Origin of the sequence: Bradyrhizobium sp. NC92 (assembly GCF_025200865.1) — a bacterium.
Classification (GTDB): domain Bacteria; phylum Pseudomonadota; class Alphaproteobacteria; order Rhizobiales; family Xanthobacteraceae; genus Bradyrhizobium.
The window spans coordinates 1,498,826-1,514,720 of sequence record NZ_CP104171.1 but is presented as its reverse complement, the minus strand read 5'-3'; the positions used below and the strand labels follow the sequence as shown (position 1 = coordinate 1,514,720).

At 65.6% G+C, this 15,895-nt stretch carries 16 protein-coding genes; 10 read left to right on the top strand and 6 right to left on the bottom strand.

The features are described from left to right. Positions 1-98: 98 nt before the first annotated feature. Both N2602_RS07125 and N2602_RS07120 read right to left on the bottom strand, forming a co-directional pair. Positions 99-641, bottom strand: coding sequence for a DUF4112 domain-containing protein (locus N2602_RS07125; RefSeq protein WP_172784694.1), 543 nt, complete (start codon positions 639-641; stop codon positions 99-101). A 45-nt stretch (positions 642-686) separates the two neighbouring features. Then, the gene (locus N2602_RS07120; RefSeq protein ID WP_172784695.1) at positions 687-1,112 is read right to left on the bottom strand and encodes a DUF5413 family protein; all 426 of its coding nucleotides are present in this window, start codon (positions 1,110-1,112) and stop codon (positions 687-689) included. Between the two features lie 143 nt (positions 1,113-1,255). Between N2602_RS07120 and N2602_RS07115 the strand changes: the two genes are divergently transcribed. From N2602_RS07115 to N2602_RS07105, 3 genes are all read left to right on the top strand, one after another. Continuing rightward, positions 1,256-1,498: a cysteine rich repeat-containing protein gene (locus N2602_RS07115; protein WP_172784696.1), complete on the top strand. Its 243-nt coding sequence runs from the start codon at positions 1,256-1,258 to the stop codon at positions 1,496-1,498. A gap of 35 nt (positions 1,499-1,533) precedes the next feature. Beyond that, positions 1,534-1,749, top strand: a complete 216-nt coding sequence (locus tag N2602_RS07110) for a hypothetical protein (RefSeq protein ID WP_172784697.1) — start codon at positions 1,534-1,536, stop codon at positions 1,747-1,749. Between the two features lie 260 nt (positions 1,750-2,009). Continuing rightward, positions 2,010-2,282 (top strand): hypothetical protein, encoded by a 273-nt coding sequence (locus tag N2602_RS07105; protein ID WP_246570588.1) that lies wholly within the window; start codon positions 2,010-2,012, stop codon positions 2,280-2,282. Positions 2,283-2,409: 127 nt separating this feature from the next. On the opposite strand, the gene N2602_RS07100 is transcribed toward N2602_RS07105, so the two are convergent. Together N2602_RS07100 and N2602_RS07095 are read right to left on the bottom strand one after the other, a co-directional pair. Beyond that, positions 2,410-4,002 (bottom strand): hypothetical protein, encoded by a 1,593-nt coding sequence (locus N2602_RS07100; RefSeq protein ID WP_260382174.1) that lies wholly within the window; start codon positions 4,000-4,002, stop codon positions 2,410-2,412. A 37-nt stretch (positions 4,003-4,039) separates the two neighbouring features. Beyond that, positions 4,040-5,332 carry an adenylosuccinate synthase gene (locus N2602_RS07095; protein WP_172784700.1) on the bottom strand — a complete coding sequence of 431 codons (1,293 nt, stop codon included), beginning with the start codon at positions 5,330-5,332 and terminating at the stop codon, positions 4,040-4,042. A gap of 424 nt (positions 5,333-5,756) precedes the next feature. On the opposite strand from N2602_RS07095, the gene N2602_RS07090 reads away from it, so the two are divergent. After that, entirely contained in the window at positions 5,757-6,689 is a 933-nt protein-coding gene (locus N2602_RS07090) for a DMT family transporter (RefSeq protein ID WP_172784701.1), read from the top strand. A gap of 167 nt (positions 6,690-6,856) precedes the next feature. On the opposite strand, the gene N2602_RS07085 is transcribed toward N2602_RS07090, so the two are convergent. Then, entirely contained in the window at positions 6,857-7,258 is a 402-nt protein-coding gene (locus N2602_RS07085; protein ID WP_246708776.1) for a DUF1330 domain-containing protein, read from the bottom strand. 93 nt (positions 7,259-7,351) lie between these two features. Between N2602_RS07085 and N2602_RS07080 the strand changes: the two genes are divergently transcribed. Beyond that, positions 7,352-8,287, top strand: a complete 936-nt coding sequence (locus N2602_RS07080; protein WP_260382173.1) for a DMT family transporter — start codon at positions 7,352-7,354, stop codon at positions 8,285-8,287. Between the two features lie 98 nt (positions 8,288-8,385). Further along, entirely contained in the window at positions 8,386-9,363 is a 978-nt protein-coding gene (locus N2602_RS07075) for a tripartite tricarboxylate transporter substrate binding protein (RefSeq protein WP_212254319.1), read from the top strand. Between the two features lie 111 nt (positions 9,364-9,474). Here N2602_RS07075 and N2602_RS07070 read toward each other — a convergent pair whose 3' ends face one another. Then, complete coding sequence (locus N2602_RS07070) at positions 9,475-11,160, bottom strand: methyl-accepting chemotaxis protein (protein WP_260382172.1); 1,686 nt, start codon at positions 11,158-11,160, stop codon at positions 9,475-9,477. Between the two features lie 249 nt (positions 11,161-11,409). Here N2602_RS07070 and N2602_RS07065 point away from each other — a divergent pair, with 249 nt between their 5' ends. From N2602_RS07065 to N2602_RS07050, 4 genes are all read left to right on the top strand, one after another. Beyond that, positions 11,410-12,453, top strand: coding sequence for a C-terminal binding protein (locus tag N2602_RS07065; protein ID WP_260382171.1), 1,044 nt, complete (start codon positions 11,410-11,412; stop codon positions 12,451-12,453). A gap of 85 nt (positions 12,454-12,538) precedes the next feature. After that, positions 12,539-13,879 (top strand): ABC transporter substrate-binding protein, encoded by a 1,341-nt coding sequence (locus N2602_RS07060; RefSeq protein WP_212254316.1) that lies wholly within the window; start codon positions 12,539-12,541, stop codon positions 13,877-13,879. 133 nt (positions 13,880-14,012) lie between these two features. Next, the gene (locus N2602_RS07055; RefSeq protein ID WP_172784707.1) at positions 14,013-14,969 is read left to right on the top strand and encodes a carbohydrate ABC transporter permease; all 957 of its coding nucleotides are present in this window, start codon (positions 14,013-14,015) and stop codon (positions 14,967-14,969) included. Between the two features lie 52 nt (positions 14,970-15,021). Next, positions 15,022-15,864 (top strand): carbohydrate ABC transporter permease, encoded by an 843-nt coding sequence (locus N2602_RS07050; RefSeq protein ID WP_225112986.1) that lies wholly within the window; start codon positions 15,022-15,024, stop codon positions 15,862-15,864. Positions 15,865-15,895: the final 31 nt, after the last annotated feature.

The window sequence follows — 15,895 nt, the reverse complement described above, 5'->3', positions numbered from 1 at the left end:
GAGATTTCTGGATTGCTTCGCTGCGCTCGCAATGACGACTCTGGGAGATCCAGCGCATTGTCGACCAGTCGGACTCGCGGCGAGCGCTCTCAGCCAGGCTACATCCGCGGCTGCTTTTCCAGCCAGCGGCGCAAGAGGCGGACGTTGCGCATGTTGGCGCGGAACATGACGTCGAAGGCGTCGCCCGCGAACGGGACGAGGCCAACCACGCCGTCGACCGCGACATTGCCGAGCATGCGCGCCGTGATGTGCCAGGGCGCGCCCAGCGCGCGGGCCTCGCGCACCAGCCACAGCGAGATCGCGGTGGTGATGATGTCGCCGACGACGGGGATCAGGCCGATCAGCCCGTCGATGCCGTAGCGGATGTTGGTGCCGGGCAGGATGAAGGCGACGTCGAGCAGCTTGGCGATCGCCTCGAGCCGTGCGATCCGCTGCTCGCGGGTCAGATTGCCGAACGGGCCGCCTTGACCGAACTCGAAGCGGAACTCGCGAAATCCCTGCTCCAGCCTTTCGGGCCTGATCTCGTGGCCTTCCTGGTCGATGATCGGCCCGCGGGCCTCGTCGCGCGAGAAGCGCGCACGCGAGCTGCTCCCGGAACGGGATTTGCGCGGAGCGAGGATGTCGTCGTCGGGCATGCCCATGGCCTCGAGTGAACGCGCCAGCGCGGCGGAGGTTGCTGCCGCGCGTCAGGTCGGCGCCGGCGCGGCTTGCGGCTCCTCGACATAGCGATGCACGAGCCAGGACGAAATCACCGCCGGCACGAAACCCACGAGCCCGTACAGGATGAACTGCACCGCGCCCGAATCCGGCCCGCGCGAGCTGTAGGTGAGCGAGGCCAGGACGAAGGCGAACAGGCCGACCAGGAGCATCCGCAAGCCGGGACCGATCCGGCGGATGTGGAGCAGGATGTCGTCGACCGCGCCGATCATCAGCGAGGGCAGGAAGCCGAACAGGTAGCTGTATTGCAGGGTCTTGAAGAACACCGCGAAAAGCTTGCCGACCTCGGCGAGATTGGTCTGCGCCCAATAGCCGGACTGGTAGGTCGTCGTCAGCAGCAGCAGGAACCCGCCGACGAACGGGCCGACCAGCGCAAACACCAGATAGCGTTTCATCAAGCACCTCACACTTTACCGGCGTTATAGCAGCGCAGCGGGAACCTTGAACAGCGGGCGCCGGGCGCCTTAAGGGGAACAAGTGGCAAGGCGATGAGTTCATGCTGGACCTGAATTCAACCCCTGACAGACTGGAGCCGCCGATGGCCCGCAAGATTCTCCTGGCGACGATCGCGCTGGCGGCCCTCAGCGGGCTGTCGACGTCACCCACGTTCGCCCAAGGCCATATGGGCACGCCGCAGGAGCAGCAGGCCTGCTCGCGCGATGCCCAGCGCTTCTGCCGCAAGGACCTCGGCAATGACGGCGCGGTGCAGAGCTGCCTGCAAGCCAATCGGGCCAAGCTGTCGAAGCCCTGCAGCAAGGTGTTTCAGAGCCACGGCATGTGAGGACGAACCCATCCCCGCGAATGGAGCGTGAAGCCATGTTGCACGACGAAGAGCTCTCGATCCTGCGGGACATCAGCCAGTCCGTCGCCTTCGCCGACGACCGGCAGGGCAAGATGGGGCAATTGATCGCCGACGGCTACGTGATGAAGGACGGCGATCTGTTCGAGCTGACGCCCAAGGGCGTCACCGCCGTCGAGGAACACGCCGCGTCGCTCGGCGCGAGCGATGCGGAACAGGCGCGGGCGTCGTAGGCTGGCTGATCTGATCGCGCACGACGTGACTGGCGTGCAACAATTGCGAATTCCTTTGTGCCGGCCATTGCGGGCGCGTGACATTGGCGCATACTTCGCTCGGGCGGCGCAGCACTTTCGATTCGAGCATCACGAAATCGAGCGACCACATGCGGGATTGAAGCTCCCGGCGTGAAGGCTGTGACATGCGGCAGATCAAGCCGCGTGCGGCGCCCCAAAACCAAGTGGCTCAACCCACGGAACTCGGGGACGCAACCTTCATGACGCGCTATCAGACCATCACCTCTCTCTTCGCCTTCGCCACTACCTTCGTACTCCAGACATCACCCAGTCTCGCCTTCTCGCAACAAGCCCAGCAGATGTGCTCGGGTGACGCGATGCGGCTGTGCTCCAGCGAGATTCCCGACATCCCGCGCATCACCGCCTGCATGGTGCGGAACAAGGCCCATGTCAGCCCCGGCTGCCGCGCCGTGATGGACCGCGAGCACGCCGCCGCGGCGGCATCGCGCAAGCGGGAAGCCGCGGCGCAGTAGTCGTTCCATCCAAGATTGTCATTCCGGGGGGTGCGCAGCACCGAGCCCGGAATCCATCGGGCGGCATGTGACACGGTGAAATGGCTTCCGGGCTCGCGCTACGCGCGCCCCGGAATGACAGAAGGGCTCAATCGCCCCACTGCGCGAAGGCGTCGTTGAAGGCGCGCTCGCCGGGGGCGCCCTTCTCGATGGCGATGATGGCACGGCGCTGGTTGGCGTAGACCAGCGGCACGTCGAACCAGGAGCGCTCCTTCAGGAGCTGGACGTTACGGGCGCGGTCGGCGTCGACATTGGAGAGGCCGACCAGGAAGAAGCCGTCGGTGACCTTGACCGCGAGGCCTGCGAGCGGCGTGCCGCGGGCCTGCTCGTTCGACTTCATCAAGATGCCCGGCACGTTGGAGACGCTGCCGCCGGGGAAATCCTGCGGCAGGATGAAGGTCAATTCCGCGGTGTGGCTCGCCGGCAGCGAGGAGTCGGTGTTGCGGCGGAACGACATCGTCATCTTGAACTTGCGGTCGGGGATCTCGATGTCGGCGCGCACGGCGAGGTCGGCCTTCTGGTTGCCCGAGGCCTTGATCGGCTCGAGCCGCCACACCACCGAGCCGACATATTGCTTGCCCTTCGGGTCGGACGGATCCTCGTCGTAGAGCACGACCTTCTGCGCCACCGGCGCGACCGGCTGGTCGCTGGCCGAGGGCTGACCGACGCGATCGGGAATCTTGGGCTTGCTCTGCGGCTGCGCCGGGGTCGGCGTATCAGCCACTTGCGTCGCGGACGGCTTGAGAAAGCCGTTGACGATCTGGACCAGTTGCTTGCCCCAGAGGATGCCGGCGCCGACCAGGATGAGCACGATGCCGATGGCAATCGCGCTCTTGAACGGAAAGGCGGAGCGGGTACGGGCGCGCTTCTTGACGTCGCGGTCGGGGGCAATGCGCGCACGCGGCGACGGCGGCTGCGGCGTGTAGCGCTCGGCCTCCTCGATCGACTCGTCGTAGGAATAGGGCGCCTCGGATTCGCCGGTGCGGTTTTCCAGGCTCGGCTCCAACCGGTCGAATTCCGGCGAGGGCGAGGGCACGTTGGCATAGGTGCGGCGCGCGGCGCGGCTGGCCTGCGCGGCGGCACCGCCGAGATCATTGGCATCGGCCGTGATGTCGCGGAAGCCGCGCACGCCGGGCGAGGACGGCAGCGGCGGCGGCGGTCCCACATCGGGCGGGCGGCGCGCACCCTGGCGATCGCGCCCGGCCGGCGGCTCCGGCGGCGGCGCGGGGGGAGGACCCGACGGGCGCGGGGCGTCGAAACGGGGCGCGCGCGGCGGACGCGGGGCCTCGCCCTGGTCGTCGACGTTGAAGGACGGGCGGTCGGCGCGCGGCGGCGTCGGGGCCGGACGCGTGCGCGGCGGCGCCGCAGCCGGGTTGCCCTCGGTGGCACGGGTGCTGGCGCGGCGGAAGGCATCGCCACTGCCGCCGCTACGGGCGCCGCCACCGGGACGCGAGGCCTCGCGGGCACGCTGGGCAGCCTCCGATTCGACCTTGCGGACGGCCTCCTCCAGCGACAGCCGTTCGCGGGTGATCTCGGATTCGGAGAGCGGCGGCTGCACGCTGCGCAGCTGCGCGATCAGGGCCGTGCGCGCCCGCTCATAGAGCGCGCGACGGCTTTCGCCGGGAGCGTTGGGGTCCAGGGCGGCAATAGCGCGGGCGATCAGCGGGTAGTAATCAGCCATTTCTACTCAACTATACGCGCGTCCCGGTAAGATATCGTTAAGCCTCAAACGGATTTTGCACCAGGATAGTATCTTCGCGTTCCGGGCTGGTGGAAAGCAGCGCAACCGGACATCCCACCAATTCCTCGATCCGACGGACATATTTGATGGCCTGCGCCGGCAGGTCGGCCCAGGACCGCGCATTGGCGGTCGGCTCCTTCCAGCCCTCGATGGTCTCGTAGATCGGCTCGACGCGGGCCTGCGCGCCCTCGCCGGCCGGGAAATGGTCGATCTCCTTGCCGTCGAGCTTGTAGCCGGTGCAGACCTCGATCGAATCGAAGCCGTCGAGGATGTCGAGCTTGGTCAGCGCGAGGCCGTTGATGCCGCAGGTCCGCACCGCCTGGCGGACCAGCACGGCGTCGAACCAGCCGCAGCGGCGCGGGCGGCCGGTATTGGTGCCGAACTCGCGGCCGCGCTCGCCGATCTTGCGGCCGATCTCGTTGTCCTGTTCGGTCGGGAACGGGCCCTGGCCGACGCGGGTCGTGTAGGCCTTGCACAGGCCGAGCACGTAGCCGACCGCGCCCGGTCCGAGGCCAGCGCCGGTCGCGGCCTGGGCCGCCACCGTGTTGGACGAGGTGACGTAGGGATAGGTGCCGTGGTCGACGTCGAGCAGCGCGCCTTGCGCGCCCTCGAACAGCATGCGCTTGCCGGCGCGCCGCTCGATATCGAGCAGCCGCCAGACCGTCTCGGCATAGGGCAGCAGCTGAGGCGCCATCGCCATCAGCTCCTTCAGGATCACGGCGCTGTCGAATTCCGGCAGGTTGAGGCCGCGGCGCAGCGCGTTGTGGTGCGCCAGCAGGCGGTCGATCTTGTGCGGCAGCGTCTGATGATCGGCGAGATCCATCAGGCGGATGGCGCGGCGGCCGACCTTGTCTTCATAGGCCGGGCCGATGCCGCGGCGCGTGGTGCCAATCGCGGTCGCGGCGCTGGCGGATTCGCGATGCGCGTCGAGCTCGCGGTGCAGCGGCAGGATCAACGTGACGTTTTCCGCGACACGCAGATTGTCGGGGCTGACATCGACCCCCTGCGACCTGAGCCTGGCGACCTCGTCGAGGAAGGCGGCGGGGTCGAACACCACGCCGTTGCCGATCACCGACAGCTTGCCTTCGCGCAGCACGCCGGAGGGCAGGAGCGCGAGCTTGTAGGTCTTGCCGTTGATCACCAGCGTGTGGCCGGCATTATGGCCGCCCTGGAAGCGGACGACGATATCCGCCTGCTCCGACAACCAGTCGACGATCTTGCCCTTCCCTTCGTCGCCCCATTGGGCGCCGACGACGACAACATTGGCCATTCGCGGGTAATCCTGTTCAATCTGTCTCTAGAAGGCATGATCCTCGCGGAAAACCGGTGCCCACTCTTCCGGGATCATGCCTGCGCCCAGCCCAATCGGCGGCCGGAGCCGCCCGCACGCAAGGCAGCCAACCGGATAAAGGAAGCAGCCCCTCTAGGCAAGCAAGAACGGGGCTTTTTCGGGGTCCAAAGCCCGGTCCAAGCCCTTGATATCCGCGGAAAATCCCGACCCTTGCTGGCCGGCGTAGGCGGCTTCGACCAAAGCGTGAGAGGCCGCCTTCGCCGCTGGCATGGTCGCGATGCGTCCGCCCCCCGTTGCTGCAACCTCGTTTTCCGTGTCTTTGGACCTGCCGGGTGGATCAGCCGGCCCGGACCTCGCCGGGCCGGAGGGCTCGGCGTACTCGACGCGGGGCCCAACCATCACAATGTCCGCCACCGGCCACACCACGCATGCGGAAACATCCGGCCACAGCTGGATCGCCAACCAGCCTTACCTGCTGCTCAGCATCACCGCGCTGTGCTGGGCCGGCAACGCCATCGTCGGGCGGCTCGCCGCCGGCCACATTCCGCCGGTCACGCTGTCGTTCCTGCGCTGGTTCTTCGCCTTCCTGCTGGTGCTGCCGTTCGCCTGGAAGCACCTCGTGCAGGACTGGCCGGCGATCCGCGGCAAGCTCGGCCTGATGATCACGCTCTCGATCACCGGCATCGGCGCCTTCAACACGCTGCAATATTGGGCGCTGGAGCATACCCAGGCGCTCAACACGCTGCTGCTGCAATCGGCCGCGCCGCTGCTGGTGGCGCTGTGGTCGCTGGTCATCCTCGGCATCCGTCTGACCGCGGCTCAAGCCTTCGGCGTTCTGCTGTCGATGTGCGGCGTGCTGACCATCCTGCTGCACGGCGATTTCACCACGCTGTCGAGCATCGACTTCAACAAGGGCGACCTGATCTTCCTGCTCGCGCTCCTGATCTTCGCGCTCTATTCGGTGCTGTCATTGAAGCGGCCGCCGATGCACGGCCTCTCGTTCCTCGCCTTCACCTTCGGCTGCGGCGCCGCCTGTCTCATTCCGCTGGAGATCTGGGAACTGTCGGCACGCCCGGTGATGAAGCTCGACGGGCCGAACCTCTTGACCCTGTTCTACGTCGCCGTCTTCCCCTCGGCGCTCGCCTATCTCTGCTTCAATCGCGGCGTGCGCCTGATCGGCGCCAACCGCACCGCGCCCTTCTTCCACGTCGTGCCGGTGTTCGGCTCGATCATGGCGATGGTGTTTCTGGGCGAGCACCCGCAGGCGTTCCACTTCATCGGCTTTGCATTGGTGCTGTCGGGCGTGTTCGCGGCGTCAAGGAAGCAGACGACGTAACTCGCCTCGTAGGGTGGGCAAAGCGAAGCGTGCCCACGGCTTCTGCTGTGCGGGGTCATGGTGGGCACGGCGCAAGTGCGCCTTTGCCCACCCTACGAGTCTGCCCGCCTTCAACTTCGATGTGCGAATGCCGTAGCCTCCAAGGGAGGGTAAGCAAGATCGCCCCGCTACTTCGTCCTGAACTTGCTGTAGGCCTCGCTCGTCGCGATGATCACGTGCTCGGCGCAGCCGTTGACGCGATGCGGATCGGCTTCGCGCTCGTAGGCTTCCGAGGTCATCATGTCGAGAAAGGTCGAGACGGACGGGTAATGGACCAGCGCGACGAAGTCCCAATCGTTGCCCGCGTGAGGACCAAGCGCGACCGCCTTGGCTTCACCGGTCCAGAGCAGCGTGCCGCCGCGCGCCTTGATCATCGGCACCGCGATCGCGCTGTAGCGCAAATATGCGTCCCAGCCCGACCCGTTGCCGTCGCGCGAGCGCGCGTGGAAGCGCATCAGGTTCAGCATCACCACCGGCGCATTCGGATCGAGCCGCTCCAGGCCCTCGATGTTCAACATATTGACCGCCAACGGCACCTCCTTAAGGCTCGGCTGCATTGTAGCATTGCGGCGCTGTGACTTGTGCCACGACGCCGATCCGGCGCAAGCTTGCACAAAACGCCCATGACAATTGCTTCGCCCGCGCCACCGGCCGCCAATCCGGCCAGCTGGCTCAACAACCAGCCTTATCTGCTGCTCAGCCTGAGCTCGCTGTTCTGGGCCGGCAACATCGTGCTCGCGCGCCATGTCGGGGCGCATGTTCCGCCGCTGACGATCACCACCATCCGCTGGTTCGGCGTGTTCCTGATCCTGTTGCCGTTCGCCTGGCCGCATCTGAAGCGCGATTGGCCTGCCTTGCGCAAGAGCCTGCCGCTGATGCTGTTCCTGTCGCTGGTCGGCTTCGCCTTCAACAACGCGATCTCGTACTGGGCGCTGCAATACACCGAGGCGCTGAACGCGCTGCTGATCCAGTCGGCGGGTCCGCTGTTCGTGGCGCTGTGGTCGCTGGTACTGTTCGGCGTGCGGCTGACCGGCGCGCAGCTCGGCGGCATCGCGATCTCGCTGCTCGGCGTGCTGATCATCATCCTGCGCGGCGATCTCGCGGCGCTGGCAAGCATCAGCTTCAACAGGGGCGACATCATGTTCGCTTCCTCGCTGGTGGCGTTCGGGCTCTACTCGGCTTTCATCCCGCGCCGGCCGAAGATCCACCAGCTCTCGTTCCTGTCCTTCACCACCTGCTGCGGCGCGACGATGCTGCTGCCGACCGCGATCTGGGAGGCGGCAAGCGGCAGCGTGCTGCAATTCGACGCGATCACGCTGGCGACGCTGGGCTACATCCTGATCTTTCCCTCCACCCTCGCCTATCTCTTCTTCAACCGCGGCGTGGCGCTGATCGGGCCGAACCGTGCGGCGCCGTTCTTCCATCTGGTGCCGGTGTTCGGCTCGGCGCTGGCGATCCTGCTGCTGGGTGAGAAGCTCCAGCCGTTCCACCTGATCGGTTACGCCCTGGTGCTCGCCGGCGTCGTGCTTGCATCGCGCCGGGGCTCGGCGATGAAGTAATTCCGCGCGACGGACCCGGTCACGACCTATAGCCATCTTCCGATTCCCCTTTGGACAAGCTAGGTTCCCCGCCAACCAAAAAGAGGGAACGACCAGACATGATTTCAGGGCTGATCCGAAACCTGCGGACCGTCGCCGCGGCCGCGCTGTGCCTCACGGCAGCATCCACCGCTCACGCCGACACCTATCCCAGCCGCAACATCACGCTGGTGCTGCCGTTCGCGGCCGGCAGCGGCACCGACACCACGACGCGGCTGATCTCGCAGCATCTGTCGCAGGCGCTCGGCGTTCCCATCGTGATCGAGAACAAGGCGGGGGCCAACGGCATGCTGGCCGCGACCTATGTCGCGAAGGCCGCTCCCGACGGCTACACGCTGCTGGTGACGACCAACACCACGCATTCGGCCAATCCCTATCTGCTCAAGAGCCTCACTTACGATCCGGTCAAGGATTTCACCCCGATCGCCCGCACCGGCGACCTGCCCTTCATGCTGGTCATCAATCCCGATGTGCCGGCCAAGACCGTCGGAGAGCTGGTGGCCTACGGCAAGGCCAATCCGGGCAAGCTGAGCTACGCCTCCGGCTCGTCCTCGGCGATCGTGTCGGGCGCGACCTTCGCGCACAACGCCGGGCTCGACCTGCTGCACGTGCCCTACAAGAGCTCGCCGCCGGCGCTCAACGACGTCATGGGCGGCCGCGTCTCGATGATGTTCGTCGACATCCTGACCGGCCTGCCCCACGTCAATGGCAACGCCCTGCGCGCGCTCGCCGTCACCACCAAGGACCGCTCGCCGCTGGTGCCGCATTTGCCCTCGATGCAGGAGGCCGGCGTGCCGGACTTCGACATCTCGTCATGGCAGGGCTATTTCGGCCCCGCCGGCATGCCGAAGGAGATCGTGACGCGGCTCAACACCGAGATCCGCAAGATCATCGAGAATCCGGAGGTCAAGGCCAAGCTCGCCACGCTCGGCATGGACGCCTTCTCCGGCACGCCGGAGCAGCTCGGCACCTTCGTGAACGAGCAGCTGGTGCTGTGGGAGAAGCTGATCACCAACGCGAAGATCGAGAAGCAGTAGCGCGGTGTCGTAGGGTGGGCAAAGCGTAGCGTGCCCACCAACCGTCGCGAATCAAAAGAAAAGGTGGGCACGACGCTTCGCGTCTTTGCCCACCCTACGAATACAGCGCACTTACGCCGCGCGGACCTTGGCGAGGAAGCCATCCACGGCATTGCGCAGCGCGCCGGACTGATTGTCCAGCTCGCGGGCATTGCTGAGCACGTCGGTGGCCGCGCTACCGGTCGCTTCCGCGGCCGAGGTGACGCTGCCGATATGGGCGTTGATCTCGCTCGATCCGGCTGCGACCGACTGGATGTTGCGCGCGATCTCGCGCGTCGCTTCGCCCTGCTGCTCGATCGATGCGGAAATGCCGGCGGTGATCTCGCTCATCTCGGCGATCGTCTGGGTGATGCCGGAGATGGCCGCCACCGCGTCGCTGGTCGAAGTCTGCATCGCCGCGACCTGGGCGGAGATCTCTTCGGTCGCCTTCGCCGTCTGGTTGGCGAGCGCCTTGACCTCGGAGGCGACCACGGCGAAGCCGCGGCCGGACTCGCCGGCCCGCGCCGCCTCGATGGTGGCGTTGAGCGCGAGCAGGTTGGTCTGCGCCGCGATCGAGTGAATGAGCTTGACCACCTCGCCGATCTTCTCGGCTCCGGTGGAGAGCTCCTGCACCGTGGCGTTGGTGCGCTCGGCATCGGTGACGGCACGGCCCGCAACTTCAGTCGAGCGCGTGACCTGGCGGGAGATTTCCGCAACCGAGCTCGACAGCTCTTCGGCGGCGGCCGCAACGGTGCCGACATTGCCGGACGCCTTTTGCGAGGCGGCACCGACGGTCGCCGCGCGCGAAGAGGCGTCGCTGGCGGTCGCGGTCATCGATTGCGCCGTGGTCTGCATGCCGGCTGCGGCCGAAGAGACCGAGCGGACGATGCCGTTGACGCTGCGCTCGAAGTCGTCGGCGATCTCCTCCATGGCGCTGCGGCGTTCCGCCGCGGCGCGTTCCGTGGCGTCCGCCTCGGTCCTCTCGAGGTCGCGGATGCGGACCGCGTTGTCCTTGAAGATCTGGACGGTCGCCGCCATCGCGCCGACCTCGTCGCCGCGGCCGACGCCGGGGATATCACCCTCGAGCTTGCCGTCGGCGAGATCCTTCATGCGGGTGCCGAGCCGGGCGAGCGGAGCACTGATGCTGCGGCCGATCAGCCAGGCGACGCTGCCGGCAACGATGACTATGCCGAGCACCGCCAGTCCGAGCAGCCAGTAGACCGGGCCCATCTTGGCGTCGATGTCGTCGAGATAGGCGCCGGTGCCGAGATACATGTCGAAGCCGGGCACCGCGACGGCGTACCCGATCTTGCGGATCGGCGTTTCCTGGCCGGGCTTCATATATTCATAGTGAAGCAGAATCTCGCCGTTGGCCTTGACGCCGTTCATCAATTCCAGCGACAGCTTGCGGCCGTTGGTCACGACCTCCATTCGGTTGGTGCCGATCACCTTCGGATCGGGCGCGAGCTGGGTGAGACCGTCATAGGACGTGCCGAACAGGTAGCCGGCACCCTTGTCGTAGGTCATCGCGTTGCCGTAGCGGCGAAGCTCGGCCATCGCGGCGTCCTTCGTCATCTCGCCGGCATCGACGCGCTTCTTCAACGCGGCGGCATAGTTGCGCGCCAGCTCGACGATCGCCTTGGCCTGGTCGATGCGCGCATTCACCATCTCGCGCTTCATCAGGTAGCCGGCGAGAACTCCGGAGATGCAGAGGCCGAACAGCGTGACGCCGACGAGAATGCCAAGCTTCGGCGCGATCTTCAGATTGCTCAACTTCACGGGTTAGCTCCGGCAATAATGGTACGGGCGCACGACGAGATCGATCAAATTCGAATCAAGGTTTAGTGGCGGAGCCCTTAGCAAGTTACTTACGTACCTCCGTAAAAGCCCCGACCCTGCTCGGAAAAGCGGAAAGATACCTCGCTCGCGACAACCATGAATTGTACGCGCCCGCCCCGATTTCGCGTAAAAGACGCAAAGGCCCGTCACGAAGGCGGGCCACGACAAGAAACCAATCGGGAGCAGAGAATGCCGAAATACAGGGTGGTGACGCCGAAGGGTGCGAGCTTCACGGTCGCGGGCAGCGATTATTCCTATGAGCGCGAGGCGCTCGATCCGATCGATGCCGAGATCATCGAGGCGCCGGCCGACGAGGCCGGGTTCATCGCCGCCGCGAAAAATGCCGACGCGATCTACGCCAAAGGCATCCCGATCACCAAGTCGATCATCGACGCACTCGAGAGCTGCAAGGTCATCACGCTCGGCTCGGTCGGCGTCGACAGTGTCGACGTCAAGGCCGCCACTGCCCGCGGCATTCCGGTCACCAACATCCCCGACACGTTCATCGAGGAGGTCGCCGACCACGCCATGATGCTGCTGCTCGCGGGCTTCCGCCGCCTGGTCGAGCAGGACCGCATGGTGCGCGACGGCCGCTGGGCCGAGGGCCGGCCGGCGCTGCTGAAGATCCCGAGGCTGATGGGCCAGACGCTCGGCTTCGTCTCGTTCGGCCGCGTCGCGCGCGCGGTTGCGAAACGCGCAGCGCCCTTCGGCCTGCGCATGATGGCCTACGATCCCTTCATCCAGGAAACGCTGATGTACGACCACGGCGTCATCCCGGCGACGCTGAACGAGGTGCTGTCGCAATCCGACTTCGTCTCGATGCATGCCCCTGCACGGCCCGAGGTGCACCACATGCTGACCGAGAAGCACTTCCGGCAGATGAAGAAAGGCTCGATCTTCATCAACACCGGCCGCGGCGCCACCGTGGACGAGGAGAGCCTGATCAAGGCGCTGCAGGAGGGCTGGATCGCGCACGCCGCCCTCGACGTGCTGGAAAAGGAGCCGCCCTCGCACAACAATCCCCTGCTCGGCATGGAGAACGTGACCCTGACCGCCCATGTCGCCTCGGCCTCGGCACGGTTCGACGAGGCGCGCAAGCGGCGGGTGGGCTACGAATTGTCACTGGTGCTTCAGGGCATGTGGCCGGTAAGCTGTGTCAATCCGTCGGTGCTGCAGAACACCGCGCTCCGCCGCTGGCAGCCCGTCAGCATGGATCGCGGACCGAACAGCTAGGCGGCCGGCGCATCAGCGCCCACGACCGAAACGGCCCTTCACCGGCGATCAACGCCGGGAAGGGAGACATCATAGGGAGGAACTGATGAGGAACGACATCACACGTCGTGATGCCTTGGTGCTGGGCCTGTCCGCTGCAACGCTCGCGGCCACCGGTGCTGCAGCGCAAACATCGAATATCAAGGCTGCCGACGTCCCGGCACCCAAGCTCGACATCGAAAAGGGCGCGTCCTTGCGCATGCTGCGCCCGGTGCGTTTCGTCCAGGCGGACGAGGACGTGTTCCGCGCCAATGCCGCAAAGTTCACCAAGGACACCGGGGTCGAGGTCAAGGTCGACTTCGTCGGCTGGGAAGACATCAACCAGCAGACCGCGGTGACCTCGAATTCCGGCGCCGGCCCCGACATCATCATCGGCTTCTCCGACGCGCCCCATATCTACATCGACAAGCTGATCGAGCTCACCGACGTCGCCGACTATCTCGGCAAGAAGTATGGCGGCTGGCTGCCGCTGGCGCAACGCTACGGCAAGAAGAACAAGAGCGAATCCTGGATCGGACTGCCGTTCGGCGCCACCGCGGGTCCCCTGATCTACCGCAAGTCCGTCCTGCAATCGGTCGGCTTCGACAAGGTTCCGGAAGACCATGCCGGCGTGGTCGACCTCTGCCGCAAGCTGCACAAGGCCGGCAAGCCGGCCGGCTTCGCGCTCGGCAACGCCAAGGGCGACGGCAACGGCTTCGCCAACTGGGCGCTGTGGTCGCACAACGCCTCCCTGCTCGACGAGGAGGGCAACGTCACCATCAACAGCAAGGAGACGATCGCCGCGCTCAACTGGGTCAAGGAGCTGTATCCGACCTTCATCGCCGGCACGCCGTCCTGGAACGACGTCAGCAACAACCGGGCGTATTCCTCGCAGGAGATCGCGCTGACGGCCAACGGCGTCTCGCTGTACTTCTCGCTGAAGAACGATCCGGCCACCAAGGCCATCGCCGAGGACAGCGAGCATCAGCTGCTGCCCAAGGGCCTGGCCAAGGTCTCGCCGATGGCGGGCCTGACATTGAACGCCATGGTGTTCAAGCACAGCCCGTACCCCAACGCCGCCAAGGCCTTCCTGCAATACATGCTGGAGAAGGACCAATACGAGCCGTGGCTCAATGCCAATTCCGGCTACTGGTCCCAGCCGCTGGCCGCCTATGCCGAGGCTGCCGTGTGGTCGCAGGATCCGAAGGTGAGCCTGTTCAAGAACACGATGAACAGCACCTATTATGACGGCTACAAGGGGCCGATCTCGACGGCGACCGGCGCGGTCAGCGCCGATTACGTGCTGATTCAGATGTGCGCGTCCGTCGCCACCGGCGCTGCCACGCCGGAAGCCGCGGCCGCCGAAGCCGAGCAGCGCTGCAAGCGCTACTTCCGACGGCAGAAGTGACGGCCGATAGGCCGTCATTGCGAGGAGCCCTTGCGACGAAGCAATCCAGACTTTCACCGCGGAAGCAGACTGGATTGCTTCGCTTCGCTCGCAATGACGGCGTGTTGAATTTCAAGAACAGGACAACACACTAATGTCCGTGACCACCCTCTCCTCCGCCCCACTGGCACAACGGCAGCCGAACTGGATCGTGCGGCTGTTCGACTACAAGCCGTTCCTGATCGCGATGTGCCTTGCGCCCGCGCTCGGGCTGCTCACCGTGTTCCTGACCTATCCGCTCGGGCTCGGCGTCTGGCTCGCCTTCACCGACACCACGATCGGCCGGCGCGGCATCTTCGTCGGGCTCGAGAATTTCCAGTACCTGCTGACCGATCCCTTGTGGTGGAACGCGGTATTCTACAGCGTGTTCTACACGGGGGTGGCGACCGTCGGGAAATTCGCGCTCGGCTTCTGGCTCGCCCTGCTGCTCAACAACCATTTCCCGTTCAAGAGCCTACTGCGCGCCATCGTGCTGCTGCCCTGGATCGTCCCGACAGTGCTCTCGGCGCTGGCGTTCTGGTGGATCTACGATCCGCAGTTCTCGATCATCTCGTATCTCCTGGTCGACGTTCTGCACTGGAAGTCGAGCAATATCGACTTCCTCGGCTCGCCCTGGCCGGCGCGCTTCTCGCTGATCGCCGCCAACATCTGGCGCGGCATTCCCTTCGTCGCGATCTCGCTGCTGGCGGGCCTGCAGACCATCTCGCCCTCGCTCTACGAGGCCGCGATGCTCGACGGGGCCAGCGCCTGGCAGCGCTTCCGCTACATCACCTTCCCGATGATGATGCCGATCCTCGCCATCGTCATGACCTTCTCGATCATCTTCACCTTCACCGACTTCCAGCTGGTCTACGCCATCACCCGCGGCGGCCCGGTGAACTCGACCCACCTCTTGGCGACGCTGGCGTTCCAGCGAGGCATCGCCGGCGGCGAGCTTGGGGAAGGCGCGGCGATCGCAGTGTCGATGATCCCGTTCCTGGTGTTCGCGACGCTGTTCTCCTATTTCGGCCTGGCGCGCCGCAAATGGCAGCAAGGAGAGGCCAATGACTGACTCCGTCGCGCAAGGCTCCACCGTCGCCGACGCAAAAGCGCCGCCCGATACCATGGCCTGGGATTCCGGGCTGCGGCGGCTGATGATGATCTACCTGCCGCTCGGCTGCTTCGTGCTGATCCTGCTGTTTCCGTTCTACTGGATGGCGATCACCTCGTTCAAGCCGAACGCGGAGCTGATGAACTACCGGGACAACAACCCGTTCTGGATCTCCTCGCCGACGCTGGCGCACATCAAGCATCTGTTGTTTAACACCGCCTATCCGCAATGGCTGAAGACGACGATGCTGGTCGCGATCGGCTCGACCACGCTGTCGCTGATCGCGAGCACACTGGCGGCCTACGCGATCGAGCGCCTGCGCTTCCGCGGCAGTCCCTATGTCGGCCTCGGCATTTATCTCGCCTATCTGGTGCCGCCATCGATCCTGTTCATTCCGCTCGCGACCGTCGTGGTGCAATTCGGCCTGTTCGACTCGCCGCTGGCCCTGATTCTGGTCTATCCGACCTTCCTGGTGCCGTTCTGCACCTGGCTCCTGATCGGCTATTTCAAGTCGATTCCTTACGAGCTCGAGGAATGCGCGCTGGTCGACGGCGCGACGCGCCTGCAGATCCTGCGCCGGATCACGCTGCCGCTCGCGGTGCCCGGGCTGATCTCGGCCGGCATCTTCTCCTTCACGCTGTCCTGGAACGAGTTCATCTACGCGCTCGCCTTCATCCAAAGCGGCGCCAACAAGACGGTGCCGGTCGCGATCCTGACCGAGCTCGTGACCGGCGACGTCTATCAATGGGGCGCGCTGATGGCGGGATCGCTGCTCGGCTCGCTGCCGGTCGCGATCTTCTACTCGCTGTTCGTGGATTATTACGTGTCATCGCTGACGGGGGCGGTAAAGGAGTAGACGAAGCTGCGGCCTTTGGCCCGGCTTCACA

What these genes read in the sequence shown, in the direction of transcription:
- N2602_RS07100 (WP_260382174.1), bottom strand. Translation starts at nt 4,002, where the DNA reads ATGGCTGATTACTACCCGCTGATCGCCCGCGCTATTGCCGCCCTGGAC.
- N2602_RS07110 (WP_172784697.1), top strand. Translation starts at nt 1,534, where the DNA reads ATGTTGCACGACGAAGAGCTCTCGATCCTGCGGGACATCAGCCAGTCC.
- N2602_RS07080 (WP_260382173.1), top strand. Translation starts at nt 7,352, where the DNA reads ATGACAATTGCTTCGCCCGCGCCACCGGCCGCCAATCCGGCCAGCTGG.
- N2602_RS07125 (WP_172784694.1), bottom strand. Translation starts at nt 641, where the DNA reads ATGGGCATGCCCGACGACGACATCCTCGCTCCGCGCAAATCCCGTTCC.
- N2602_RS07075 (WP_212254319.1), top strand. Translation starts at nt 8,386, where the DNA reads ATGATTTCAGGGCTGATCCGAAACCTGCGGACCGTCGCCGCGGCCGCG.
- N2602_RS07115 (WP_172784696.1), top strand. Translation starts at nt 1,256, where the DNA reads ATGGCCCGCAAGATTCTCCTGGCGACGATCGCGCTGGCGGCCCTCAGC.
- N2602_RS07095 (WP_172784700.1), bottom strand. Translation starts at nt 5,332, where the DNA reads ATGGCCAATGTTGTCGTCGTCGGCGCCCAATGGGGCGACGAAGGGAAG.
- N2602_RS07105 (WP_246570588.1), top strand. Translation starts at nt 2,010, where the DNA reads ATGACGCGCTATCAGACCATCACCTCTCTCTTCGCCTTCGCCACTACC.
- N2602_RS07065 (WP_260382171.1), top strand. Translation starts at nt 11,410, where the DNA reads ATGCCGAAATACAGGGTGGTGACGCCGAAGGGTGCGAGCTTCACGGTC.
- N2602_RS07120 (WP_172784695.1), bottom strand. Translation starts at nt 1,112, where the DNA reads ATGAAACGCTATCTGGTGTTTGCGCTGGTCGGCCCGTTCGTCGGCGGG.
- N2602_RS07090 (WP_172784701.1), top strand. Translation starts at nt 5,757, where the DNA reads ATGTCCGCCACCGGCCACACCACGCATGCGGAAACATCCGGCCACAGC.
- N2602_RS07060 (WP_212254316.1), top strand. Translation starts at nt 12,539, where the DNA reads ATGAGGAACGACATCACACGTCGTGATGCCTTGGTGCTGGGCCTGTCC.
- N2602_RS07055 (WP_172784707.1), top strand. Translation starts at nt 14,013, where the DNA reads ATGTCCGTGACCACCCTCTCCTCCGCCCCACTGGCACAACGGCAGCCG.
- N2602_RS07050 (WP_225112986.1), top strand. Translation starts at nt 15,022, where the DNA reads ATGGCCTGGGATTCCGGGCTGCGGCGGCTGATGATGATCTACCTGCCG.